Raw genomic sequence first — 26,560 nt, forward strand, 5'->3', positions numbered from 1 at the left:
TCCAATAAAATTTGATACCCCCAAATTTAACTTCAAATCCAAGCCAACGAATTAAATCATCATTATCATCTATTTTCCATCAGAATATTTATAACAGTGGTAAAGGAATAATATGAAGAGTGGACATAATAAATTACAAAGACAATATTATTTTATAGAGACACTGTCTTTAATTGATTTGTTAAAAAATTATCAAAAAAAGATTAAATTTCAATAGGTGTATCAATGAAGTTTGATAAAGTAGCATCACTAATCCTTCTAATTTTACTGGCAGCATCCATAGTTACTGTAATATATATAACAGTAAATCCCCAATCTGGAGAAAAATTCACGGAATTTTACATCCTAGGAGAAAATGGTAAAGCAGGAAACTATCCAACAAACCTTACACTGGGAGAAACAGGCAACCTAACAATGGGAATTGTCAACAGAGAACAAAACACAACCAGCTATTATTTAGTGGTCCAACTAAACGGTACGAAACTCTACAACAACACTTTCACCCTTACCAAAAATGAAACCAAAGAAATACCCCTCAACTTCAAAGCAACAACCACAGGACAAAATCAGAAAATGGAATTCATGCTGTACAAATTACCAGACAACACCGATGTCTACAGATCACTGACCATGTACATAAATGTGAAATAAACAGAGTAAACAAGACTACAGAGGATATGCAAATGAAGAATAAGAAAATAGTCGTAACAGGCGGCCTAGGATTCATAGGATCCCATCTTGTGGAAAAATTCGTTGACAACAACGAGGTGGTCATAGTAGACAACCAGTCAACAGGTACCATAGAAAATATCAAAGAGCTAGACATATCCAGAATAGACACCAACTTTGGAAGTATAAACGACCTGAACCTCGAAGAAATATTTGAAGGAACAGACTACGTGTTCCATCTGGCAGCAGTAACCAGCGTACCACAAAGTGTAGAAGACCCCGTGAAATCCAACGAAGTAAACATAACAGGCACACTCAAAGTGCTGGAAGCCGCAAGAAAAACAGATGTGAAAAAATTAGTGTTCAGCTCCTCATCAGCAGTTTACGGAGAAACAGAGGTACTGCCAATATCAGAAGAGGTACCAATCAACCCACTATCGCCCTATGCCGTAAGTAAGGCCACAGCAGAACTGTACTGCAATGTGTATTCCGAAATATACGACCTACCAACCACATGCCTCAGGTACTTCAACGTATTCGGACCAAAACAGGACCCAAACTCACAGTATGCAGCAGTGATACCTATATTCATAAACAAACTCCTAAAAAATGAACGTCCAACCATCTACGGAGATGGAGAACAAACCAGGGACTTCGTATCAGTCGAACGTGTAGTTGAAGCCAACGAACTCGCAGCTAAATCAGGGGAAACAGGAGTGTTCAACATAGGACTCGGAAAAAGCACATCCATAAACCAACTGTTTGAACTGGTAAAGGAATGTGTGAAAAAGGATATGGAACCAGTCTACGAACCAGCACGTTCAGGAGAAATAAAACATTCAGTTGCAGATGTATCCAAGGCCAAAGCCATAGGATTTAATCCAGAAGCTGAATACCAACAAGATCTAATAAAAACAATAGACAGCATAGCCTACAACATGTTCAACAAATAAAATAAATAAATGAACAAACAAAACCAAACCAAAGGGAAGATAAATTACAGGATGAACATTATTCTGGAGGATCAACACAATGAACTGGAATGACAAAAACATATTTATAACCGGCGTAGGAGGTTTTGCCGGATCATACCTAGCAGAGGAACTATTAAATCAGGGAGCCAACGTCTTTGGACTTGTAAGAAGACGAGCTGATGGAACAAAACCCAAAAACCTCATAGACCACGGCATACAAAACGATGTAACGGCACTGGAAGGTGACCTAACCAACATAACCTCCCTTGCCAATGCCCTGGACGAAAGCGAACCAGACTACATATTCCACCTGGCAGCCCAATCCTTCGTTCCAAGATCATTTGAAAATTCAGCAGAAACCCAGATAATAAACTGCATCGGAACCAGCAACCTTTTAGAAGCTTCCAGAGTAAAGGATACAGATGCAAAAATCGTATTTGCAGGGTCAAGTGAAGAATACGGGCTCGTTATCTCATCAGAAAACCAGTACGAATCAGCAACCAAGGAGTACGGAACCATATTCCCAAAACCAGAAACCATACCAGAACTACCAATAAAAGAAACCAACCCACTCAGACCCATGTCACCCTATGCAGTTTCAAAGGTCTACGGAGACCACTTAATGCAGAACTACTACCACTCCTATGGATTGGACACAACAGTATCACGAGCATTTAACCATGAAGGAGCAGGAAGAGGACTCATGTTCGTAACCTCAGTTGTAACCAACCAGATCATGAAACTCAAATTTGGAGAGATAGAAAACATCACCATAGGCAACCTGAACGCCTTCAGAGACTGGTCACATGTTAAGGACATAGTACAGGGATACATGACCCTTGCAACCAAGGGCAAATCCGGCGAAGTGTACAACCAAGGCTCAATGCGAACCAACTCAGTATTATCATACATACTACTTGGACTCGAAGAAGCAGGTTGGAACATAGAATCTGCAGAAACTTTCAAGGGCGAGAAGAAGATATCCAATCCAACAGAATCTGATAACTCCAGTGTATATGGAGTTAACTTCGAAAAAACAGTGGTGGACCGCATGCTGCTTGAAGGCGAACTTGAGTACACACTCTCGGACCAGGGAATAAACCTAGAAACGGACAAAGGACAAGTTAAAATCCAATTCAATCCAGACAGATTCAGACCAGCAGAGGTACCAATACTCTTCTCAAACACAGAGAAGATCCAGAAGATAGGAGCCACCATCCAACACAGTCTGAAGGACATAGTCAAAGATCAGTTAAACTTCTACCTCAAGAAGGACAACAGACAATAAATAAACAATAACAAAAAATCAAAAAAAAATCAATTTAAATCGAGTTTTTGGAAACTGGTGAAACAAATTCAACCTCTTCCATAAATACTACTTCTATTTTTTTAGGCTTTAACACACTAAACATCATTTTTCTGTTTTAAATCTTAAAACTAAAATTTTTATCTGTTAAAACTCTACAACTGTTCGTTCTCTAACAAAACTCTGCAAAAAGAAGGATTCGTCCCGATTCAACACACACAATATCTATAAAAAAAATAAAAAAAAATAGAATATTATTCAATACACTGGTGGAATGTTCCAGATGGAAGGTTGGATTGATTCTATGGAACTGTTTTTAACCTTCAATTTCAATTTTAGTTAGATCCTCCACCTTTTTAGGTAGGGTTATTGTCAAGGTACAGTCCTTAAATTTTGCTTTAGCCTCATTAATTTTCACATCTGTTGAAAGCATAACCTTTCGATGTGTTTCACCATAATTTCTCTCTTTTTGAGCAAATTTAGCACCTTCAATCTCTGGGCCATCCTTGAACACTGCGGTGATCTCAACACTGTTTTTTGAAATACCCAACTCGATCTCGTCCTTCTTAATACCGGAAATATCTGCCACTAAATATATGGTGTCGTTGGTTTCCAAAACATCTATTAAGGGTTTTTTTATGAGATCTTTTTTAGATGTTTTCGATTCTTCAGAACGATCCACAATGGCATCATTTATCTGATCAGAACCCTGTCGGAATCTGGTTACAATATCATTTAATATTTTCTCAGCTGGAGACATACCCTGCTTTTCACTTTCCTTTTCCAGTTTTTGCTTCTGGTTTTCAACCTCATCCACAGTATCTTCCAAACCCTGGTTAAGTTCATCTTTTTTCTGAGATGCCTTGTCCTTCACATTCTCCAACTTGACATTTATTTCATCCTTCTTGTCAGAAACATCTTCCTTGGTTTTATCAACTTTTTTACCCAGAACTTTTTTGGATTCATCCATTTTTCCCTGGATACTATCCTTTTTGTCTGATGCACTGTCCTTCACTTCATCCACTTTAACATTTATTTGTTGTTTTGTATCAGCTTCCTTACTGGAAGAATCAGTTTCCATTTTTTTAGAACCTGCTTCCTCCTTCTTTATCCTTCTCATATTCCTCTTCATCTCTTCATTGGATTCTACAACCGGCATAGTATCTCTCCTAATAGTTTTTTAATAAAATGTTCAACAAAAAAAAATAGAGGATTAAATTTTTAACGGCAGTTAGGTTATTTATTTAAATAGTCGGGTTTTGATCAGTACCTTGTCACCAATTTCCTTGACATCGTTAATTGGTACCACCCTCTTGTCACCCAAACCTATTTTCGAAGAGATTCCAGCCTCTTCAAGTTCAATGAATTCCACTTTTTTGGTTTGAAAATCCCAATCTACTTCTTTAACAGTTCCTACCTTATCTCCAGAAGCATCGATCACTTCTTTCCCAAGTAAATCATCATCAATTTTCATACAAGTCTTCCTCCATAGATCATAAATCAAGCAAATACAACTAGTTGCAGTCAAATACATCTTATGTAATTCGATCCTAAAGTAAGTTACGAATTAATACAAAAAATAAAACATATATTAATTAAACATGGTTCAACATAGGAAATTAATGAATCAACTCAGGAATTTAAAATGAAACCATCATGATTCATCGTAATATATATGGATTTATCCTACAAACCATCATGAATTATCGTAAAAATTATCTGTTTATATGAAACTTTGAATCCCAAATATTCTAAACTTATGACGAGACATGGCTTTGGATAATGGATAATGGGGAAACAGTAATAAGCCATTAAAAACTACTTATTTTATTCAATTAATTTTTTTGGAAGCTGATTAATTTATGAGTTCGGTACAGAGATTAGCAAAAAATACAACACTACTGTTTGTTTCACAAATGATAAGTTACATACTTGGATTTTTTATTACCATGTACTCTGCCAGATACCTTGGTACAGCAGGATTTGGGGTACTTTCAACAGCACTTAGTTTAGCATATATATTTGCAGTTTTTACAGATCTTGGATTGAGTACTATAATAACCAGGGAAGTTTCAAGGGATAAATCTCTTCAAACTAAATACTTCACCAACACAACAATTTTACGGTTGGGTCTGGCATTGTTAACATTTGTTTTAGTGGTTCTATTCGTTAATATTGTAAACTTGGTACACCACCAGTATCCTCCCCAGACAGTTCTGGTTATTTACATAATAGTTGCTTCGATCATATTCAACGGTCTTTCTGGAACCTTTACAGCAATTTTTCAGGCACTTCAAAAAATGGAGTACCAATCCATATCACTAATATTAAACAGTGTTTTAATGTTAATAGGTACTATAGTAGTCATTTATTTCAACAAGGACATTCTATTCTTTGCATTGCTTTATGTAATTGCAAATGTGGCATGCTTAATATTTATTTTGTCTGTGTACTTCTGGAAATATTCGTTACCTAAATGGGATTTCGATTTAAACTTCATTAAAATCACTTTGATTGCAGCACTACCACTATCAATAGTTTCAATATTTACACTGATAGCATTTAGAGTAGATACAGTACTTCTATCACTCCTTAAGTCCAGTGTTGATGTTGGTATTTACAGTGCCCCGTACAGACTCTTTGAAGCATTCCTTTTTTTACCTGCAGCCTTCACAATATCTGTATTCCCAATATTTTCTCAATTCTTCATATCATCAAATGACTCACTGAAATTCACCTACCAGAAATCATTTAAATATCTGACAATATTATCCTTACCAATTGCAGTAGGTGTAACCCTACTAGCAGAACCAATAATACTCTTAATATATAAGAGCAGCTTTTTACAATCTGTAATTGTCCTCCAAATACTGATATGGACCGTTCCAATAACCTTCTTGAACTACATATTTGGCAGTATACTGCCTGCAATGAACAGACAAACAACACTATTAAAGATAACATTCATATCCATGATTTTTAACATTGTTTTGAATTTATGGGCCATTCCCCACTACAGTTATATCGGAGCATCCATAGTAACTGTGCTTACAGAGATAATAGTAATTATACTGTGCTTCTTTGTACTTTCAAAATCATTCTGCAGTGTTAATCTCAAAAATGTGATATTCAAACCAGCGGTAGCAAGTGCAGTCATGGCTTGCTTCATCCTCACAGTAAACATCAACCTGTTTTTAGAAATCATTATATCCATCATAATCTACTTTGCAGTCATACTCCTCATCCAGACTTTTGACAGAGAAGATCATGATATATTGGCACAGATAATTCCAATAGACAGGTTCAAATTCCTGGACAGATTCTTCAAATAATTTGGGATACAAATCCATTAAAATAGACATTTAATCAAACTTTATTTTTTTGAACTATTTCTTCAACATTAATTTCATTTTCAATATCCTGCTGGTTTATTTTAATATTAACATGAAGATCATGCCATCCAAACTGATTCATACCCAGATTCTGATTTTGGCAAAATAACTTAAACTAGGTCAAACATATACTGTTATGTTAAATGGACGTGATCTAAGGAGTTTAATGTAAGGGACACATGAAATATTTCAAAGCTTTAAAACTTTGGTGGTGTTAATAGTGGTTTACTTGACTTATTTGGAGCCTCATTTAGATTTGGACATTCTAATTTTATTTTATAACGAAATATCCATGCAAAATACTTATAATTAGTAGAAGCTGGTGTAAAAGTTGAAATCAATTCTCAGTTCAGAACCTTTAGGAAATATAACGATAGTTAAGTTATAAATATAACGCGCGTTAACTTATGGTGTTGGATTAAATCCATGATATAATTTCCAATTGAAATTTGATAATGAAAAATATTGAACACCTCTGCGAGGGAGACTGAATGAACCAAGAGGATCTAAGAAATTTGATATATGAACGTTACATAGAACCTACAAAACATAAACGAGATGTTTATGCCGGGATTGAACTGGAATTACCCATCATTAATCTGGATAAAACTCCGGTAGATCTTAAACTGACACACAGCTTAACTGAAGAATTTAAAAAACAGTTCGACTTTTCTGTAAAGGGCAGAGATGAAAAGGGAAATATCTGTGCATTAGAGGACACAGTAACAGATGATATTTACACCTACGACTGTTCTTACAACAACCTGGAAATTTCATTCGGCAAGGAAATTAATCTCAACAGAGTGGAGGAAAGGTTTAAAAAATATTACACGTTCATACAGGAATTTTTAAACTCGGAAAACCACTTTGTCACAGGTTTTGGGATTAATCCCTACAGAAATTATAACAGACATCTACCGGTACCTAATGGAAGGTACAGAATGCTCTACCACCATCTATGCACCTACCAAAACTTCAGGCACCAAAAAAACTTCCATGATATGCCGGAGTATGGAATGTTCACCAGTGCATCACAGACACAAATAGATGTACACTACCCCGACCTCATAAAAACCATAAACCTGTTCTCAAGACTAGAACCCATAAAGGCCGTGCTGTTTTCAAACTCGGTACTAAGAGAGGATAATATGGAACTTGCCTGCAGTAGGGACATGCTATGGGAAAACAGCATGCAGGGCTACAACACAAAGAATGTGGGAATGTACGACCCACTCCCTGAAACCATCGATGAACTAGTGGATTACATGCTCCAAACCAGCATATACTGTACAGAAAAGGGAGATAAATATATAAACTTTCCTCCAAAGGTGATAACAGACTTTTACAGCGAAGAAACCATACATGGAGAGTACTATCAAAAAGGGAATTACCACCCAATCAGTTTCAAACCAAACGGAACAGACTTCCACTATCTTAGATCATTCAAATTCGAAGACTTGACATTTCGAGGCACAATAGAATTTAGAAGTGTCTGTGCACAACCCGTAAATGAAACCATGACAGTGCCATCATTTCATATGGGACTCATAAACCAGTTAGATGAGCTAAACCAGATTCTAGACTACCAAACATCCATATTAAACCAACCTCACTCACTAACAGAATTAAGGAATCAGTTCGTGAGGTTTGAATTACCTGATTACGTGGATAAAAACCAACTTAAAAAACTCATCACAGAAGTTCTGGATCTTGCAACCAAAGGCCTGAAACACAGGGGTCAGAACGAAGAAAAAATGTTAAAACCACTGTATAAAAGGGTTAAAAATCTGGAAAATCCCGGGCAACATTTAATAAAACATCTAAACTCCGGGGGAGAACTGAAAGATATTATCTACCAGTATGCCAAACTTTAAAAACTATAAATATAAATACAGCTTCAAAACCATTTAAACCATGGTTCAGGGTCCATACACACCAAGAGAAGTAATAATTCAGATTGTAAAATCCCTTTTATCATCTTTTTATTACACAAAAAAATAGACCTAAAACTAATAGAAGGTTATTTAATAAACTCACTTCAATGAATGAATAAGGAGAATCAAATTTTAAAAACAATCTTTTTAGAAACAATCAACTCATAAAAAGATATACTGATTTCTTTATACTGAATTTCTTTTATAATTAAGATATGTTTTTAGATTAGGGATTTATATCCAATATATAAGGTGAATTAATGAATACTAAGCGTTTGATAAACACATTTCTAGATTTAATTTCTATTTACAGTCCATCCCTTCAAGAGAGATATGTTTGTGATTACTTAACTCGGAGACTCAAAGATCTGGGTTTTGAGGTTTACGAGGATCTAGTGGGTGAACAGATAGGTGGTAACAGCGGAAATCTCTACGGCTACCTAGAGGGTGATGAATCATTAGAACCACTACTATTTTGTGCACACATGGACACAGTGGAACCAGCCAGGGGAAAAAAGGTAATTATGCATGATGATGGCATGATAACCTCGGATGGAAAAACCATACTGGGATCAGATGCCATGTCCGGAGTTTCAGCAATACTTGAAGCCATCTCAACCTTAAAAGAAGATAATAATAATCATCGCCCAATAGAAGTGCTGTTCTGTGTGGCTGAAGAGATATACGGGCTTGGATCGAAATTTTTCGATTACAGCGCCATCAAATCCAAGCAATCCTACACTTTGGATCTGTCGGGAGACGTGGGCTCAGCAGCCTTCAAGGCACCTTCACTACTAACCTTCGACATGATAGTGGAGGGAAAATCAGGCCATTCAAACTTCAAATCCGACAACACAATCAACGCAATAATTGTGGCATGTAAAGCAGTTTCACAGCTAAAAACAGGTAAGATTGACACGAGATCCACCCTGAACATAGGACTCATACAGGGAGGTCGTGCACCCAACATAATTCCCGACCGCTGTGCAGTTAAGGGAGAAATAAGGAGTTTTTCAAACGATGAAACTTACGTACTTTTAGAAAAAGTTATTAAACTCTTCACCAGGGTTACAGAAGAATTTGGGGCCAAACTTGAAGTTAGCTATGAAATGCACATCGAAGCCTACGAAACACCGTTGAACCATCCAGTAGTCATGAGATTTCAGGAGATCTGCGAAAAACTGGATATTCCCTGCAAGCTGTGCTCCACCTTCGGAGGTAGTGACAACAACAACATTGAACATCACGGAATAAAAGGACTGGTACTAGCAGCTGCAATGAATAGCTGTCATTCAAATGATGAGTACACTTCTGTGAGCGAACTGGAACGCATCACAGAAGTCACAATAGAACTCATGAAGGGAGAAATAAAAAAACCCAGAAAACTCAACAGCTACGACATCTAAACACATCAAAAGTGAATTAACTATCCATATTTTTTTTATCTACAGATTCATGAATTCATGTCCCTTGGACCTTATTTTAGATGGTATCTCTGTGAAGCTTCCTTGAATATCATCCCTTAGATCGGCCATCGAATCTTTGTATTTGGAAAATATGAAAACAGCACCTCCACCACCGGCTCCCAGTGGAAAAACCACAGAGTCATGGTCTTCAGCTTCATGCCAAATATCCATCGAGCCCTTCATATAATCTGCACATAGATCTGCACGTATCATACGATAGTTTTCGATGGATTCCTGAACTTGGTCCCAATTTTCCAATCTCAAACCTTCCCTAAACTTGTAAGCAACAGCTAACTTTTTAGAATGTAAATCATAACCCTTATGAGTTTTTAATGCTTCTTCCCACACTGTATTAACATTTGAACTGTCCCGGGGATGGCCTGAATGGAAGATAGCTATTCTATCCTGCAAATTATGATAATTTTCTTCTTTCATGAGTTCAAATCTTAATGATCCACCGTATCCAGAACTTTTCTGACCCGGTATTCCCCATGGAAACCAAACGTAATCTGTGACTCCGCCGAACATCACGTTGGACTGTTCTTGTGTTCCTGTTATACTCACGCCCATGTCCTGTTCAATTCTTGAGGCGAGAGAAACCAGTTGAACATCGTTAAAAGGCCGGCCTGCCAGTTCATTTGCAAGTATGCACACTCCTATGGTTGCTGTAGAGGAACCTCCAAGACCAGAAGAATGTATGTCTTTCCTCAAATTAGTTAAGACCATTTTAACACCTTGGAGGTTGAATATTTCCAGTATTTTTAAGAGCCAGTTGTCTTTAACAGGAATAATTTCTCCAGACCTTCCACTAACTTCTTTATTGTACTCAGTGGATTTGACGCAGATCATTTCTGGATTGTAGGGAAATGCTTCGATCTTGGTTCCGGTGTCAATTGTGATTCCCACCGTTCTTGGAAGTGCGGAACTCCATTTACAAGAGGGATCATACTCCAAAGACATGTTGGGGAGCTTCCAAAATGCCTGTTGAAAATCCCTGAGATCCAGACTGGATCCAGGCCCATCAATTCTGTTATACGCCCTCACACCGGGAGTGGCATTCTTCTCTTTAGCATGGGTTAAATAATCGTAGAGTTGAACCATAAAAGATCACCAATAACATTCATAATCCTTATATTATAATGAGAACCTTTCTTTTATACCAATTTTTAGGGTATTTGATGTAAATCTAAATTTAATAATTTACAACAACATCTTTGTATAGTTTCATTCTGTCTGTTTTAATAATTATATATACCTTGTTTATTAATTTAAAATGTAAAAGTTTTAATATATAAAATTTTAACCTCTTTGTAGAATATGTAATTCATTGTGTAATTTTTTGGTGATGAAATATGTTGTTTAACAAGAATTTCAAAATAATTAATATATTTGTGATATTGGTAGCTGCCATCACATCCATAGGGGGCCTGTTATTTGGCTATGATACAGGAGTCATCTCAGGTGCTATACTTTTTATAAGGGAAGATTTTTTACTTTCAACAACTGCCCAAGAAGTGACTGTGAGTGCAGTTTTAATTGGAGCGGTTATTGGAGCTTCAATCAGTGGTATTTTGGCTGATAGGTACGGTCGAAAAATAATGATAGTTTTGGCGTCCATAATCTTTGGTATAGGGGCGATATTTTCCTCCGTAAGCCCGAATGTAAACGCCCTGATTATAAGCAGAGTAGTTGTTGGAATCGCAATTGGAATGGCCAGTTTCATAGTTCCCCTGTACATAGCAGAAGTTGCACCCATAAACATCCGAGGTGCGCTGGTATCATTAAATCAACTGGCTATAACATTGGGAATAGTTATTTCCTACATGGTGGATCTTTACTTCGCACCCAATGGAAGTTGGAGGTGGATGTTGGGTCTGGCAGTGATTCCCAGTTTAATTTTGGCGTTGGGAATGTTTTTCATGCCGCCAAGTCCAAGATGGCTCATTAGTAAGGGATTTGAATCCAAGGCCGTGGCTGTCCTGAAAAAAATTCGAGGCATAGATAATGTTGACAAGGAAGTGAATGAAATTGAACAAACATTACTACTTGAAAATGAAGGAAAATGGTCAGACCTACTGGAACCCAAGATAAGATCGGCACTCATAATAGGCATAGGTCTAGCAGCTTTCCAGCAGCTCACAGGTATAAACACAGTTATCTATTACGCTCCAACCATCCTTGAATTTGCAGGTTTGCAAACAGCCACAGTCACAATATTTGCCACAGTTGGAATCGGCGTTGTAAATGTGCTGCTCACAGTGGTATCCATACTCCTAATAGACCGGCTTGGAAGAAGACCCCTACTCCTGGCAGGAATAACTGGAATGATCGTGAGCCTGGGAATAATGGGACTGGCATTTATAATACCTGGCCTAACCAGTTCATTGGGATGGTTGGCTGTGATATGTCTCATGCTTTATGTAGGTTCCTTTGCAATAAGTTTAGGACCAATATTCTGGCTCATGATAGCAGAGATATATCCACTTAGGATAAGGGGAAGGGCCATGAGCATAGTCACCATGATAAACTGGGCAACCAACCTGGTAGTTGCAATCACATTTTTAACCATAATCGAACTATTAGGTGCCTCAGGAACCTTCTGGCTCTACGGTGTAATAGCAGTTCTATCATTACTTTTCGTGTACTACCGTGTGCCAGAAACCAAGGGAAAATCACTGGAAGAAATAGAAAGACTGTGCATAGGGCGAGATTAGTACAAAAGGATACCAACATCCTTAACCCCGCCCATCCCAATTTCTTTACCATTTATTTTTAAATTTTTAATCTATCCATTTATTCAATCGTACTACACATGGCAAAAAAAGGAGTATTTAACATATTCTAAAAATTGTGATAATTATGGATAGGTTAGAATGGAAGTGAATAGGTCATGAGTGTCATGAAAAATCTTTAGAATAATGAAGTATCAATCTTCATACTCTTCAATTATTCCATCTGCGATTTTTTGATAATCTTTCCTAACTTCTTTTTGGGGTTTTTTGGAGCTGTAGTTTCGCATGAGCTTGAGTTTCATAAGAACAGTTAACCTGTAGGCTGCCATCATTAGACTCATGGATAGTCCTCTGAATCCTTCCTTGTAACCCTTAAACGAGATATATCTTAGTTTAAATTCATCAAACACCCTTAGTGCCAGTTGCTTTGAATTAAGATCGTCACCTGCATCGAAGAGTCCTTCAGCTTCAATGGATGTATAACGGTTCATCTTCTCTACAAACTGCTCAACAGTGAAGTAATTGAAATGAACAAAACCTTCATCAGGATCCTCGATGCTTATGATCCTTGCAGATTCAGCTATCACAGGATCTGAATGGATCTTGTCCGACAGTTCAACCAAGGATTTCTTGTAAAATCTGTAATGCGTATCTTGAAGAGGACCCCATCCAGTTCGTTCCATCTTACTCCCGAAGAAGTAGTTGTTGTGGGGTATGGAAACCACGTCACCTAGATCGTCTGCCACAATGGATTCAAGCTTCTGCTTCATCTTCAGTGGAACCATTTCATCGGCATCCACAATTAAAACCCACTCATTTTTTGCCTGTTCAACTGCAAATTTTCGAGCAGGTTCAATAAAACCCACCCGCTCACAGAAGAAGATTCTGTCTGTGAAGCTCTTGGCTATTTCAACTGTTTTATCATCACTGTAGTTGTCAATTAAAACTATGTCATCAGCCCACTTAACAGATTCTAAACAGTTTACAAGGTTTTTTTCCTCGTTCAAGGTATGAATGATCACAGAAATTCCCTGTTTATTCATAGTTCACCAGCCCTCCACATCATAAATCTCCGCATGTTAAGACCCGTCCAAATTACAAGCCCCGCAATAATACCTTGAACTGCTCCATGGTTCTTCTTGAAGTATATCTTCCTGTTCTTATGCATGTAGGGATCGTTCACCCATTTCCCGGGCTGTGAGGCACCTCCAATATGCACCACACTGTAACGTGGATCATAGATAACCTCGTAGCCAGCTTCATGAATTCTTTTACAGTAATCTACATCCTCAACATTGAAGAAGTAATCCTCATCAAGCATTCCCACCTCATCTAAGAGTTTCCTTCTAAACAACATAAAGGCACCCACAACGTTCCCAACATCTGTTGGTTCGTTCCACTTCTCAAGGTCAGGGTACCAGTCAAGATTTTTAAATTGGATGTACTCTGCAATTAAACCACGAAGCGATGGAAGCCTTGCACAGGAAACCTGAAACTTATCATCAAGACCTACAAGTTTCGGTGACCAAACACCACACTTTTCATGATTATCAAGGTAGTTTAATCCCATATGAAGTGTTTCTGAATTGACAAATGCATCATTGTTGAGTAACAATATGTAATCGCCGGTAGCAACCTCCATACCCTGATTGTTAGCCCTTGAAAATCCCTGATTTTCCCGATTTTCAATTAAGGTTATATCGTCTCCCAACAATTTCTTGAGAGATTCTGCAGTTTCAGTTGCACTGTTGTCAACCACCACCACTTGAGCTTTAACATTGATGGCCTGGGCAGATTCCAACAGGGCTTGCACCGATCTTGCCGTGAGTTCAGGGTCTTTGTAGTTGAGAATAATTGCTGATAAAGTTAACATGATCTTTTAAGTCTCCAAAAAAATTGTACATCAGGTTTACATGTAAATACCAATTAGAAATACTATGCTCTTCTATCTAATATCTTAGTCGAGTCCCCAAATAAATAATTCTGTTTCCAAGGAATGGTACATTCAAAGTCAAAGGTAATCCATTAGAAAATCTCTGCAGAGCACATAAAAAATATCATCCCATTTCCAAACAAGGCAAACAACAAACACCTATCCCCTTGTCTAAACTTTTCAAGTTGGATGGATATTTTCTGGGGTATGAAAAATAAACCAAACACTAAAAAACTTGGTTGATCATATGTGAAACCATGGAACCCAAAGTTTCTATCATCCTCCTCAACTGGAATGGATGGGAAGATACCATAGAATGTCTGGAATCATTGTACCAGATAAACTACTCCAACTACAACGTGATACTCGTTGACAATCATTCAGAAGATAAATCCATCAAAAAGATACGAGAATATCTAAATGGAGATCTGCCTATAAGATCAGAGTTTTACGAGTACAGATCATCTAACAAACCCATTAAACTCCTCGAAAATGGTGAAAAACCAGAAACTGGTGATGGAAGTTTGATACTGCTTAAAAATTCTGAAAATCTAGGATTTGCAGCTGGAAACAATGTGGGAATAAATCATGCCTTGGAAAATTTAGACCCTGACTACGTGCTACTACTAAACAACGACACTGTCGTTGACAAAAACTTCTTGGATGAACTTGTGAAAACTGGAGAGTCCAATGCAGAAATTGGATTTGTCGGTGCAAAAACCCTATTCTATGACCGGGAAGGTATTGTACAAGAAGCAGGTGGGGGCATGATTGATTACACACATGCCAAGGTTGAAGAAATTGGATACAACGAGGTTGATGACGGATCCCTTGATAATTACATCGAACCAGATTACATAGGAGGGGCATGTGTACTTGTCAAAGCAGGGGTCATAAAAAAAATCGGAGGCCTAGATCCCAACTACTTCATGTACTGGGAAGATGTAGACTGGTGCATAACAGGTTTCGAGGAAGGATATAAATCAGCATACCAATATCAGGCCGTTATACGACATAAATACGGCTCATCAAGCCAAAACACATTTAAAATGTATTACCTAAACAGGAACAGACTCTACTTCATGAAGAAACATACATCTGGTGGGAAGTATTTGAAGTTTCTAGCTTACTTCGTACCATTCATATTGTTTGAAACTACCTACCAGCTGATACGAAAATCAGATTCAAAAATGGCCAAGGCACATTTTTATGCCATGTTAGACGGTTTTAAACTGGCAAAAAATCCAATCAAAAGGTTTTAAATCATGGTCTACAAAGGAATTAGTAAAGCTGACAAGCTAAAGCCAAGGGTTTACCAATTATTATTCACATTCATGAAAAGGGCAAATGAATACAAATTAACGATTTTAATCCATAAATACAGAGGTTTGTCGTCATAATTTAGTTTAGATTCAAATATTTAAGGAGTTTAGAGATGAAAATTGCAGTATTTCATAATTTACCAAGTGGAGGTGCTAAAAGAGCTCTCTACGGAACTGTAGATTATCTTATTCATAAAGGTCACAATGTTGAGGCGTACCTACCTTCAACAGCCAACGAGGATTTTTTACCATTAAGTGAACTGGTTGATGAGGTTCACCTGTACCATGTTAAGAATACTATTGGGGGCTGGCTGTACTCTTCATTTAAATACGTTCCACCTTTCGTTAAAACCATTTCACTCAGGGATCTTGAAGCTACACAGAGGGATATTGCAGGAATCATCAATGATTCGGATCATGATGTTGTGCTCTGTGAACAGGACCAGTACACACTGTCCCCATTCTTCCTCAAGTACATAAAAAAACCAACTGTGTACTACTGTCAACAACCAACCAGGGACGAAGCCATCCTAAAAAAATTGGAAAAAATGGTTGAAAACCAACCCAACAAACTAAAGGGTGCAGTATTCAACTACTCAGACAAAAAGGATCTGAAAATAGACATGGAAAATGCCCAACACGCCAAGTACATACTCGCAAACTCCTACTTCTCAAGGGAATCAATACTCAAGGGTTACGGCCTTAACTCCTACGTATCCTATCTGGGAATAGATACCAACATATTCAGAAGGATGGAAGTTCCAGTTGAAGACCATGTACTATCTGTGGGCACCATAACCCCAACCAAGGGATACGATTTTTTAATAAAATCCTTGAGCCTCGTAAAACCAGAAGTAAGACCTAAACTCATCATAGCAGCCAACCACTCGGTTCTTGAATGGAAGAACTACATAGTGGAACTTGCAAAGCAACTTGATGTTAACCTGGAAATTATGGACATGGTTGATGATGAGAAACTAGTTGAGCTCTACAACACATCCAAACTTGTGCTCTACGCACCATACCTCGAACCATTTGGACTGGTACCAATAGAAGCCATGGGATGTGGAACACCAGTAATAGGAGTTAAGGAAGGTGGAGTCAGAGAAACTGTGCTTGAAAACCAAACAGGAATACTGGTTGAACGCGACCCACAAAAATTTGCAGACGCCATAACACAAACCTTAAACAACCCAACCCAACTCTACGATATGGGAAGAAATGGAATAAAAGAAGTGGAAAGGTTCTGGACACTGGAACATGCAGGTGAAAGAATAGAGAAACACCTTGAAAATGCCATTAAAACACATGAACATAGCCAAAAGCAAGGGTGAAGAAAATGATCTCCATAGTATGCACATGCAACAACAAAACAGTGCTTGACAACTACCTGCTCAAGGGACTCAAAAACCAGAGGGAACCCTACGAACTCATAGTGGTTAAGGACAGTAAAACAGATTTTAAATCCGCAGCCCAAGCCCTGAATTACGGGGGAGAAAAGGCCAGAGGAGAGTACATAATATTCGCACATCAAGATGTGCTCATGGAAAACCCTGACTGGCTCGCTGACCTTAATAAACTGTTACCCGAACTTAAAAATCTGGGAGCCGCAGGAATAGCAGGTAAATCAGAAAAAAATCCAGAGGTCATTACCAACGTGAAACATGGAGACCAACCACATAGAGCAGGTGAAGAGATAGATAAACCAGTGAAAGTACAGACACTCGATGAATGCCTCATGGTAGTTCCAAACAAGGTTTTTCAAAAGAGGAAATTTGATGAATCCACATGCGAAGGCTGGCACCTTTACGGTGTAGATTACTGTCTCATGATAGATGAAATGGGATTAGATGTTTACGTCCTTCCCCTACCAATCATCCATAAATCCTCAGGAGATCCCTTTGCAGACGAGTACTACAGAACACTTGGAAAACTGTTTAAAAAATACAAAAAGAACTACGGCACCATACACACCACAGTATCAAACTGGAACACCAGCTACCCTGTAACCCTGGAAAAACGAAGGTTCTGGCTCACCAACAAAATTTACTCAGGAGCCAAAAACAGAATAAAAAGTCTGTTTAAATAAATCATTACAACCAAAATCCATCATTATTAATCAAAAACCAAATGAACAGCTCCAAACAAATGTGTAAAATGCTACGATATATAATTATATGAATTCTAGTGATTAACCATGAATCCTAAAGTTAAAATTATAATACTCAACTGGAATGGTTGGGAAGATACAATAGAATGTTTAGAATCTTTGTATCAAATAGATTATCCAAATTTTGATGTGCTCGTAGTTGACAATGACTCCAAGGACGAATCAATAGATAAGATCCACATGTACCTGGATGGTAAGTTAAAGGTTGAATCTAAATTTTTAAATTACGATCCTGATAACAAGCCAATTAAATATTTAGAATATTCTGAGGACAGGTATCCTCAGTTGGACACTTCAGACGGTGTGGATGCTAAAAATCTTTACATACTCAAAAATAATGAGAACTACGGATTTGCAGAGGGAAACAACATAGCAATCAAAGTAGCCCTTCGATCCAATCCCGACTACATAATGCTTTTAAACAACGACACAGTGGTTGAACACGACTTTTTAAACAAGCTCGTGGAGGTTGCAGAGGAAGATGAACAAGTAGGGGTGGTGGGTCCTACCATATACTACTATGACTACAAGGGAAGAACTGATGTTCCATCAAATATCTGCGGAGTGGTGAACATCAAACACTACCCTGGCTACTACGATATGGTGGACCAAGACCCAACTGTGAAACCAGGTAACCTTGAATGTGACTGGGTTTCAGGTGCTGCCATGATGATCAAAACCAAGGAAGTTCCAATCAAGTACCTAAACAACCAACTATTCTTTGGAAACGAAGACATAGACATGTGCATAAACCTCAAAACAATGGGTTACAAAATAATTAACGTGCACAGTTCAAGAATATGGCATAAGGAAGGAGTATCAAGAAAGAAGAGAAGTTCAGCCGTGATTAAGAAGGTGAAGATGGAGATAGAAGTGAACCTCAAATTTTTAAAACTCCACAACAAACACTATTACTGGTACCTGCCAGTCTACCTCTTACAGGTGGCTGCACTTTACACCAAGGTTCTAGTTGGGAAATTCTAATGAAACTGTGATCAAGCCAACTGAAACACTTAAAATGGGTAAACTCGCAGTATCACCACCTTATGTGTACCATTTTCTGGATTTAATATAAAACTGAACCTATTAGATTTTTATATCATTATCAATTTAAAAAAAATTAAATAGTTTAAGAATTTATAAGCTGTAAAAGTCTAAATTATCAGTAGTTTCTTCATTTTCTTCTTTTGCAGGTGTTTTAACTGGTTCGATGATTTGTTTTTTTAGTAGTACTTTATCACCTATGCTTTCGATGCTGTCGTAGGATAATATTTGATGTTCGGACATTCCAAGCGTATCTTTAAACCCTCCACTACTAACTTCTATGTTTATGACTTCTTTACTTTCAGTATCCCATTCAATGTTCTTTACTTTACCTAGAACGTTGCCTTTCTGGTCAATCACTTCTTTATTAACCAACTCATTGAATTTCATATTTTTGTTCCTCCACACAGAATAATACTAAAAACCGAGTCCTTAAAATTCTATCGCACTTAGTAACATCTTAATACATCCCTACTTATATTTGTTGTTCTGAAGTATTATATTTTTTTTGAAAAAGACTTACCTCACCTTTGAAAGTTGGCATCAACTTTATATACATAGTATCGTACAGTATAGTATGTGATACAAATATGTGTATTATATTATAATGTGGGGTTGACAATGAAGCAAGTCTTTGAAAAATTTGAGATAGAAATGAGGAGGGGTGTGATGCAGTTAGCAGTGATATGCCTCCTTGATAAAGAGAAATATGGCTATGAAATAATCAAAAACCTAAATGATACAGGATTAAAGGTTGAAGAAGGCACTTTGTACCCGCTTCTCAGGCGTCTTGAGGGAAACGAATTATTAATCAGCAGATGGGAAACTGGTGGGCCCAGACCACGAAAATATTACATCATAACAGACCTTGGGAAGGAAATCAGATTGAAATGGTTAAGTACATTTAAAGCACTCATGGACACAATAACACAACTTGAAACCAATATTCAAGACAAAGGAGTGTCTAAAAATGCGCAGTGATCCTATTGAAAAATATATCAACAACGTAACCAAGAACATGGGGTCAAAACAACGAGAAGAAGTAGCTCGAGAGTTAAAGGCACATATTTGGGACAGTGCAGATGCCCTGGCAGAGGAAAAACATGTTGAAGTGGATGACACAATAATTCAAGATACCATCACCAGAATGGGACCTGCAGAAGATATAGCTGCCATGTACCCCAAGGAAAAGGCAGGTAAAGACAAGATAATTGATGGATTAAAATATATAGCCAGATCATTGATCTTCTTCATTGTAGCTGCCGGAATAATAGGAATAGTACTCCAGCTCATCTTCAAAGACATATCAATCTACCCCTTTGTAGTTGTGGCCATAATAGTGTACCTGGTTATAATGAGCATACACTTTGTAAGGCGGAAATTCATTCCCAAATTCTTAGAAAACAAATAGAAATTAGATACAAAGACAAGGACTTAAAAAAACTTCAAACAACTTCAAAGTACATAAAATCGGTTTAAATAATGTATCATATGAAAAAATTAGGATTAAAATTTATAATTTCAAGGTAATTAACTTATGAAGAGGTATATTCAATGAATGAGTATGTAATGGAGGCCCAGGATCTAACCAAAAAATTTGGGGATTTTCTGGCAGTGGACAAATTAAACTTGAAAATAAGAAAGGGAGAAGTTCTAGGTTTTTTAGGCCCCAACGGCGCTGGTAAAACCACATCCATCAATATGATGGTGGGCCTTCTCAGCCCATCAAGTGGAAAGGTACTTGTGAACAACAGTGACGTTGAAGAAATGGACAAGAAAACCATAGGCATATGTCCTCAAGAACTGGTTCTCTGGGAAAATTTAACCTGTAATGAAAATTTAAAGCTCATGGGAGACATGTACACAGTACCTAAAGCTATTCTAGTCGAGAGAATCGAAAAACTCTTGAGGGATCTGTACCTCACTGAAAAGGCAGATACAAGAGTTTCAAATCTAAGCGGTGGTATGAAACGCCGTTTAAACATGGCCATGGCAGTTATTCACGAACCTGAAATTGTGCTGTTGGATGAACCTTCCGAAGGATTAGATCCTCAGTCAAGAAGGGTGCTCTGGAGTTATATCCGATCTCTCAGGGATGATCATCAAAAAACAGTAATCCTCACAACTCACCTCATGGACGAAGCAGACAGGTTAAGCGACAGGGTAGCCATAATAGACCATGGTAAGCTTCTCAAACTAGACACACCTGAAAATCTCAAGAAAGAAATAGGAGAGGGCGATATTATAGAATTAACCATTCCAGATAAAGATAATAAGAAATACGTCATGAACTACCTTGAAACCCTTGAAGACACGATATCCGTCGTTGAAGTGGATGGAAAGATAAATTTAAGGGCCTTCAATGCAGTGGGAAAACTCCCTAAGATAGTGGCAGAACTTGAAAAATCCAACATCCAGATAGATGACCTATCAGTCAGACAGAACACCCTGGAAGATGTTTTCATCGAACTCACAGGAACAGGACTAAGGGAGTGAATATAAAATGAAATTCATGAGTATAGCTTCAAAAGATTTAAAAGAATTACTGAGGGACAGAAGAGGATTATTTTTCATACTACTCCTTCCAATATTCTTCATGCTTATATTCAGCTTCGCATTTGGAACCATGGGTCAAGACAATCAACCCAACAGCATAGCAGTCGTAAACCTTGATACGGGAGTGACCTTGCCCAACGGAACAACTGTGAACTACGGTAACAACTTCACAGACACAATGAAGGGTCTGAAGTATCAGGACACCGATGTTAACCTGTTCAATATAACACAAACATCGGAAGCCAATGCAACCAACCTGGTGAAGCAGAGAAATGTGGATCTGGAGTTGATCATACCTGCTGGTTTCTCTCAATCAATGGTTGACATGGCACAAACTGCTCAGGGCACAGATTCAGCAGGATCTATGACACTAAACAGTTCAACTGGTAATGTTACGAGTAAACTCGTTATTCGTGGTGATAAGGGTTACAGTGGATTTGGAACTTCCCTCAGCATACTAACTGGTGCAGTGGGATCCTATCAAGATGGTATCATTGGTGCAATGGGTGGGGTTGAGCCTCAAGAATTTATTCAGACCAGTGTGGAAGGTATTCCTGGAACCCAATCCTTCACAGCTTTCGACTACATAGCTCCTGGAATGATGGTGTTTGCAATTTTACTGCTTTCAACCAGTGTTGCAGCAATGTTAACCAAGGAAGTTGAGAGTGGAACCCTCAGAAGGCTTAAACTATCGGAAATGACTTCATTTGACTACCTGTTCGGAGGGCTGTTACCATGGTCCCTTGTGGCAGGTGCACAGATAATCATACTCCTGGCAGTTGCCATAATGTTCGGATTCCATTGGCAGGGAGGTTTAAACAGCATAATATTAGCTGCAATAATTGGTGTCGTTGGTGGTGTGGCTTCAATATCCTTGGGTATGATCATAGCATCATTTGCTAAAAACCCTCCACAAGCAAGTCAGCTTGGAACTCTGATAGCAGTGCCTGTTAGTTTCTTAGTTGGAGCATTCTTCCAACTACCACAAGTGGTTATCGGAACTTTCATGGGCCAAGAAGTCCAAATATACTCTATCCTTCCATGGTATCAGATTGCAACAGCACTAAGAACAGTTTTAACCAATGGTGGGGGCTGGGACAGTATAGTCTACAACATGGCTGCAGCAGTAGTACTCACAGCCATACTGTTTGTCCTGGGAGTGTACCTGTTTTCAAAATCCAGACTAAAATCAGAAAAAACATGATGTGATATACAACAGGGTAAGTTAGTCAGGATCTCGAAAAAACATGAAATTGTCAATAAATAAATTTGATGGATGGAATGAAAACATGTCCATCAAAAACTTTTTTTTTAAATGAAAATTAAAAAATTAATAATAAATCGTAAAACTGAATTCCAATCTCATTTTTTTAACAACAAACTAGCATGAATATAAATGTCAAATTATTGAAAATAGTTTAGAAATTATAAAAATAATTTTAATTTATCAGGGGATTCGTTAACCATTAGATTTATTTTTTTCTCAAGGCTACAGAATACTGTACAAACACATCTTTATATACAACATTTCACTTTGAACTAATTATTTGCTAAGGGGTTTCTGGCCTAAAACATATGCATCATTGAAATGTCTTACAAAATAAACGTTCCATCTACATGGACCAGTATAATCAGGAAGCTATCCCATATAATAGCTGTTTTTGGAATAGTTTAATGTATTTAAAGAAATGTATTTATTCCCTTTGAACATGTTCAATAGCACTGTTAAACCCTTGGATCATGTTGTCATACTTGAAGTTGGTTTCAATAAGATTTTTAGATGCAATGCCCATGTTCTTTATGAGTTCGGGATTAGATAGCACAGTTAAAATAGCAGTTTTTAAGGCTTCTGAATTTTTCTCGGGTACAACGTACCCGTTCTCACCATCCTTTATCATGAAGGTGGTTCCAACAGCATCACTCGTTATAACGGGTTTAGAAAAGTACATGGCTTCATTTACAACCAGTGGGCACGCATCTGCAAAGTAGGTTGTGATTGAGGGCAGAACAAAAAGATCTGCAACCATGTAATATGCTCCAAGTTTGGAGTTATCAATATTTCCCGTGAATATAACCTCACCATCCATACTAAGCTCCGATGTTAAGGATTCCAAGGCCGGTTTTTCAGGACCCTCACCAACAATTAGAAGCACAGCATCATCAAGTTTTTCAGTGACTCCCTTAAAACCTTTGATGAGATAATCTACACCCTTAAGATCGATGAGTCTGCCTACGTAAAGAGCAACCTTCTTGTTTTCCAGTCCAAGTTCTTCTTGTATCTGGACCATGTTAAGTTCATCCACTTCTTTAGCTTTAATATTGCTCACGTTAGGCATTATGAACATATTTTCAGGTTTAACACCTAATTTAGTGAAAAATTCCCTGTGCTTAGTTCCTGGAACCAACACAGCATCCACATTTCTACCAATAAAACCTGCAAACTTCTTAACCATGGATCTCTTCAGGGATTTAACATTCCAATCCCAATCTTCCCTCCAGAGAATGAAAGGTTTCCTTCTGATTTTAACCACAGCAAAGTAAACCAGGGTTTCAATGAGATCTGTCAAGGTATCCCAGCTACCACCTACAAAAACATCGTAATCTCCCATGGTTGCCTTCATGGCTCCAAGTGCGAGTCCGTGATAACTATTAACAACGGTGTAATCCACACCATCCAATCCTTCAATTTCTTGGGATAGTTCTGTGTCATAGGTCTTGTTGTAACTTTCAACGTTGGTGAACAAAAATTTTATGGGATAAATCCCACTTAACATTCGAAAAAAAGGTTTTCTGTACCACATTGCGGTGTGGTGAACCATCAATATTTTAGTATCAGACTTGGTAACGGATCCAGCGGCAGATTTCAGGTCCATATCTGACTGCCTCCACTGTTGTATATCACATCTTTACCCTGTAAAATGTATTCGTATATGGTCATGTCTGTTATCTGGATGTCATCGTAGATCTGAAGCACTTCATTCTTGTTAACGTTCAGACTTCCCATGTAGATGTATCCTGATTGTGATGGTACTGTTTGGTTCCACTGGAAGAAACTGGTGTTTAAATTGGCCTCTCTGAAGTTAGCAAGACCAAATCTACTGGTTTCCCTCATGTCTCCATAGATTGGAAGACCATCGATCCTGTTATTCTGAAGCCATGTCACACCTGAAAGTTCACTTCCATTTACAAACACCTCACCCCTCACAGTTCCATTGGAATCGTAGGTAGCAGAGTAGGGCATGCCTGTGAAATGGTACTGTAAATAGCTGGCACAGCTAAAGAGAGATATTAATAGGAAGAGTATTATTGCAATGTCCCATTTAGGTCTGTGTATGAATTTGGCCATGGCCATGCAACCAATTATGAACACAGGAGCAAGGAATATGAGCACCTGGAAGAACAGTCTTGCAGGGTCGTAAGCAAGGGATATGTAGGGCAGTACAATGAACATCACTAGTAAGAGAAGTGAAATTACCACTCCAATTATAAATTCTGTACCTAATTTTTCTTTGTAGTGCCTTAACCTCCTTACAATTTCCAATAGACCTATGAGTATGGTTCCAAATATCAGGTCATGGGCAATGACACTCAAGGTGTTTGGTAAACTTTTAAGTTTGATTCCAAGCACTCCTAAAACGAAATCTCCTTTACTCGTTGCAAAACTCGAGCCACTGCTTGGTCCAGTTGAAGCAGCTATGGTTGTTTGAACAGCTTGGGTACCTGCACTCAGCTGTATATGTGCATATAGGAGGTACCATATTCCAATGAAAACCAGGGTTACCAGGATGATGTCGAAATTTTCATAACTCATCTTGCGATCATGGTACAAACTCCTTAGAAGTGGTAAGAGCAGTAGGGGTACTGTGAGTGCAAATGCAACGTAAGCTGTACTGTAATGTGAAACAATGAGAGAGAACATGAATATTAAAAACAAAACCTTCTTCTGGGTTTTCGTGAAATCTGTGCTTAGAATAACCATGAATGCTAGGAAAAAGAATAGAATGGCTATTTCTTGTCTTATGGCTCCCAGGAAGTTGAAGAAAAATATTTGGAACACGAAGAGGAGGGAAGCAAAAAATGCATATCTCTTATTCAGGTACTTGTTTGCAGCGATGTAGAGTATAAGTGGTGTTACAGATGCGATAAATGCGTTGTAGAGTTTGAAAACGTACTCCGGATCTAATCCTGAAAGCACCTGGTAAACAGATGGAAGTATGTTAAGACTCAAACATGCGTTGTATGGATTGTAAAAGTCCATTATGTTCCAGTGGTTGTTGGTAATGGTTAAAAAGAAACAGTAATATTCACTGTTTATATCTCTACCCATGATATGTGAACTTGTTAAACCATACATCAAAAGAATTCCCAGTCCAATTGACCACAAAGCAACTGGATAGGTGGAGTTTGAAACCTGTTTTCTAAAGGCTGCCAGAACAATCATGTAAACAGGCATGAGTAAAAGCATTAAAATGAGAACAGAATTGTTTTCAAAGTTGTTCATGAGATAGGTGCCTATTACAGCCATGACAGGGAAAAATAATGGTGCTATCATGAGGGCTGTGGATTTACCATCGAAGTTTATATCAATGTTTAGGAACTTTCCAAGCACGAAATCGTCTTTGTTTCGTTTGTAAGCTATTGCTCCCAGTACTAATATGATGATGTTGTATAGAACCAGTAAAGGGATGAGTGAAAGTGGTTTTAATATCAATGGGTAAAGGGTGTTTAGTGCCAAGCCTGAAAATATGATGATAGAAATACTCAGACCCACACTTAAAACCAGTTTCTTTAGAAATTCCAGTTTATTTAGCCTCATGATATGCACTATCAAAAGGCCAGGAACGATTGTGAGCGTTATAAAAACAGTTAATTCCCTGAGGTATGGAATGTTCAGGACAACCATGAGGTCTGTTACTAATAGCAGAGCAAACAGGGTTAATATCCAGTTTTTTATCCCAAAATTCTTTAGTGTATCCATCATTATAATATATCTCCAGAAAATCTATGAAATGGGAGTTGTTAAATATCCCCTAAAATGTATTAAAATTAAATTTTATGCGTT

The 26,560-nt window shown here is 37.8% G+C and carries 23 protein-coding genes; 15 read left to right on the forward strand and 8 right to left on the reverse strand.

Annotated features, from left to right (window positions below; translation table 11 throughout):
• The first annotated feature begins 225 nt into the window (after positions 1–225).
• From METBO_RS06470 to METBO_RS06480, 3 genes are all read left to right on the forward strand, one after another.
• Complete coding sequence (locus METBO_RS06470; protein WP_013644885.1) at positions 226–651, forward strand: DUF1616 domain-containing protein; 426 nt, start codon at positions 226–228, stop codon at positions 649–651.
• A 32-nt stretch (positions 652–683) separates the two neighbouring features.
• Entirely contained in the window at positions 684–1,622 is a 939-nt protein-coding gene (locus METBO_RS06475; RefSeq protein WP_013644886.1) for an SDR family oxidoreductase, read from the forward strand.
• Between the two features lie 79 nt (positions 1,623–1,701).
• A complete protein-coding gene (locus METBO_RS06480) occupies positions 1,702–2,931 on the forward strand; it encodes a GDP-mannose 4,6-dehydratase (protein WP_013644887.1) in 1,230 nt (409 codons plus the stop codon).
• Between the two features lie 334 nt (positions 2,932–3,265).
• On the opposite strand, the gene METBO_RS12725 is transcribed toward METBO_RS06480, so the two are convergent.
• Positions 3,266–4,108 (reverse strand): Hsp20/alpha crystallin family protein, encoded by an 843-nt coding sequence (locus METBO_RS12725; protein WP_013644888.1) that lies wholly within the window; start codon positions 4,106–4,108, stop codon positions 3,266–3,268.
• Positions 4,109–4,189: 81 nt separating this feature from the next.
• Positions 4,190–4,423 carry a PRC-barrel domain-containing protein gene (locus tag METBO_RS06490; RefSeq protein ID WP_013644889.1) on the reverse strand — a complete coding sequence of 78 codons (234 nt, stop codon included), beginning with the start codon at positions 4,421–4,423 and terminating at the stop codon, positions 4,190–4,192.
• A 388-nt stretch (positions 4,424–4,811) separates the two neighbouring features.
• On the opposite strand from METBO_RS06490, the gene METBO_RS06495 reads away from it, so the two are divergent.
• From METBO_RS06495 to METBO_RS06505, 3 genes are all read left to right on the forward strand, one after another.
• Complete coding sequence (locus METBO_RS06495; protein WP_013644890.1) at positions 4,812–6,281, forward strand: flippase; 1,470 nt, start codon at positions 4,812–4,814, stop codon at positions 6,279–6,281.
• Between the two features lie 551 nt (positions 6,282–6,832).
• Complete coding sequence (locus METBO_RS06500; protein ID WP_013644891.1) at positions 6,833–8,215, forward strand: glutamylcysteine synthetase; 1,383 nt, start codon at positions 6,833–6,835, stop codon at positions 8,213–8,215.
• A 320-nt stretch (positions 8,216–8,535) separates the two neighbouring features.
• Positions 8,536–9,681 (forward strand): M20/M25/M40 family metallo-hydrolase, encoded by a 1,146-nt coding sequence (locus METBO_RS06505; RefSeq protein WP_013644892.1) that lies wholly within the window; start codon positions 8,536–8,538, stop codon positions 9,679–9,681.
• Between the two features lie 39 nt (positions 9,682–9,720).
• Here the strand turns inward: METBO_RS06505 and METBO_RS06510 are convergent, their stop codons facing one another.
• On the reverse strand, positions 9,721–10,842 hold the full coding sequence (locus METBO_RS06510; RefSeq protein WP_013644893.1) for a GHMP family kinase ATP-binding protein: 1,122 nt from the start codon (positions 10,840–10,842) through the stop codon (positions 9,721–9,723).
• A gap of 251 nt (positions 10,843–11,093) precedes the next feature.
• On the opposite strand from METBO_RS06510, the gene METBO_RS06515 reads away from it, so the two are divergent.
• Complete coding sequence (locus METBO_RS06515; protein ID WP_013644894.1) at positions 11,094–12,455, forward strand: sugar porter family MFS transporter; 1,362 nt, start codon at positions 11,094–11,096, stop codon at positions 12,453–12,455.
• Between the two features lie 212 nt (positions 12,456–12,667).
• Here the strand turns inward: METBO_RS06515 and METBO_RS06520 are convergent, their stop codons facing one another.
• A complete protein-coding gene (locus METBO_RS06520) occupies positions 12,668–13,516 on the reverse strand; it encodes a glycosyltransferase family 2 protein (protein WP_013644895.1) in 849 nt (282 codons plus the stop codon).
• On the reverse strand, positions 13,513–14,346 hold the full coding sequence (locus METBO_RS06525) for a glycosyltransferase family 2 protein (protein ID WP_013644896.1): 834 nt from the start codon (positions 14,344–14,346) through the stop codon (positions 13,513–13,515). The genes METBO_RS06520 and METBO_RS06525 overlap by 4 nt, the downstream gene beginning before the upstream one ends.
• A 317-nt stretch (positions 14,347–14,663) precedes the next feature.
• On the opposite strand from METBO_RS06525, the gene METBO_RS06530 reads away from it, so the two are divergent.
• From METBO_RS06530 to METBO_RS06545, 4 genes are all read left to right on the forward strand, one after another.
• Positions 14,664–15,668, forward strand: a complete 1,005-nt coding sequence (locus tag METBO_RS06530) for a glycosyltransferase family 2 protein (protein ID WP_013644897.1) — start codon at positions 14,664–14,666, stop codon at positions 15,666–15,668.
• A 173-nt stretch (positions 15,669–15,841) separates the two neighbouring features.
• The gene (locus tag METBO_RS06535) at positions 15,842–17,062 is read left to right on the forward strand and encodes a glycosyltransferase family 4 protein (RefSeq protein WP_013644899.1); all 1,221 of its coding nucleotides are present in this window, start codon (positions 15,842–15,844) and stop codon (positions 17,060–17,062) included.
• 5 nt (positions 17,063–17,067) lie between these two features.
• Entirely contained in the window at positions 17,068–17,817 is a 750-nt protein-coding gene (locus METBO_RS06540) for a glycosyltransferase (protein WP_013644900.1), read from the forward strand.
• A 108-nt stretch (positions 17,818–17,925) separates the two neighbouring features.
• Positions 17,926–18,882, forward strand: a complete 957-nt coding sequence (locus METBO_RS06545) for a glycosyltransferase family 2 protein (protein WP_013644901.1) — start codon at positions 17,926–17,928, stop codon at positions 18,880–18,882.
• Between the two features lie 153 nt (positions 18,883–19,035).
• Here METBO_RS06545 and METBO_RS06550 read toward each other — a convergent pair whose 3' ends face one another.
• Positions 19,036–19,332 (reverse strand): PRC-barrel domain-containing protein, encoded by a 297-nt coding sequence (locus METBO_RS06550; protein ID WP_013644902.1) that lies wholly within the window; start codon positions 19,330–19,332, stop codon positions 19,036–19,038.
• Positions 19,333–19,563: 231 nt separating this feature from the next.
• Between METBO_RS06550 and METBO_RS06555 the strand changes: the two genes are divergently transcribed.
• The 4 genes from METBO_RS06555 to METBO_RS06570 all read left to right on the forward strand — a co-directional run bounded on the left by METBO_RS06555 (position 19,564) and on the right by METBO_RS06570 (position 22,702).
• On the forward strand, positions 19,564–19,923 hold the full coding sequence (locus METBO_RS06555) for a PadR family transcriptional regulator (protein WP_013644903.1): 360 nt from the start codon (positions 19,564–19,566) through the stop codon (positions 19,921–19,923).
• Positions 19,913–20,353 carry an HAAS signaling domain-containing protein gene (locus METBO_RS06560; RefSeq protein WP_013644904.1) on the forward strand — a complete coding sequence of 147 codons (441 nt, stop codon included), beginning with the start codon at positions 19,913–19,915 and terminating at the stop codon, positions 20,351–20,353. Before METBO_RS06555 ends, METBO_RS06560 begins: the two co-directional genes overlap by 11 nt.
• Positions 20,354–20,496: 143 nt before the next feature.
• The gene (locus METBO_RS06565) at positions 20,497–21,438 is read left to right on the forward strand and encodes an ATP-binding cassette domain-containing protein (RefSeq protein ID WP_013644905.1); all 942 of its coding nucleotides are present in this window, start codon (positions 20,497–20,499) and stop codon (positions 21,436–21,438) included.
• A 7-nt stretch (positions 21,439–21,445) separates the two neighbouring features.
• On the forward strand, positions 21,446–22,702 hold the full coding sequence (locus METBO_RS06570) for an ABC transporter permease (RefSeq protein WP_013644906.1): 1,257 nt from the start codon (positions 21,446–21,448) through the stop codon (positions 22,700–22,702).
• 490 nt (positions 22,703–23,192) lie between these two features.
• On the opposite strand, the gene METBO_RS06575 is transcribed toward METBO_RS06570, so the two are convergent.
• Entirely contained in the window at positions 23,193–24,371 is a 1,179-nt protein-coding gene (locus METBO_RS06575) for a glycosyltransferase family 4 protein (RefSeq protein ID WP_013644907.1), read from the reverse strand.
• Entirely contained in the window at positions 24,362–26,479 is a 2,118-nt protein-coding gene (locus tag METBO_RS06580) for a DUF2206 domain-containing protein (protein WP_013644908.1), read from the reverse strand. Before METBO_RS06580 ends, METBO_RS06575 begins: the two co-directional genes overlap by 10 nt.
• Positions 26,480–26,560 lie beyond the last annotated feature (81 nt).

It is taken from the genome of Methanobacterium lacus (assembly GCF_000191585.1).
Lineage (GTDB): Archaea > Methanobacteriota > Methanobacteria > Methanobacteriales > Methanobacteriaceae > Methanobacterium_B > Methanobacterium_B lacus.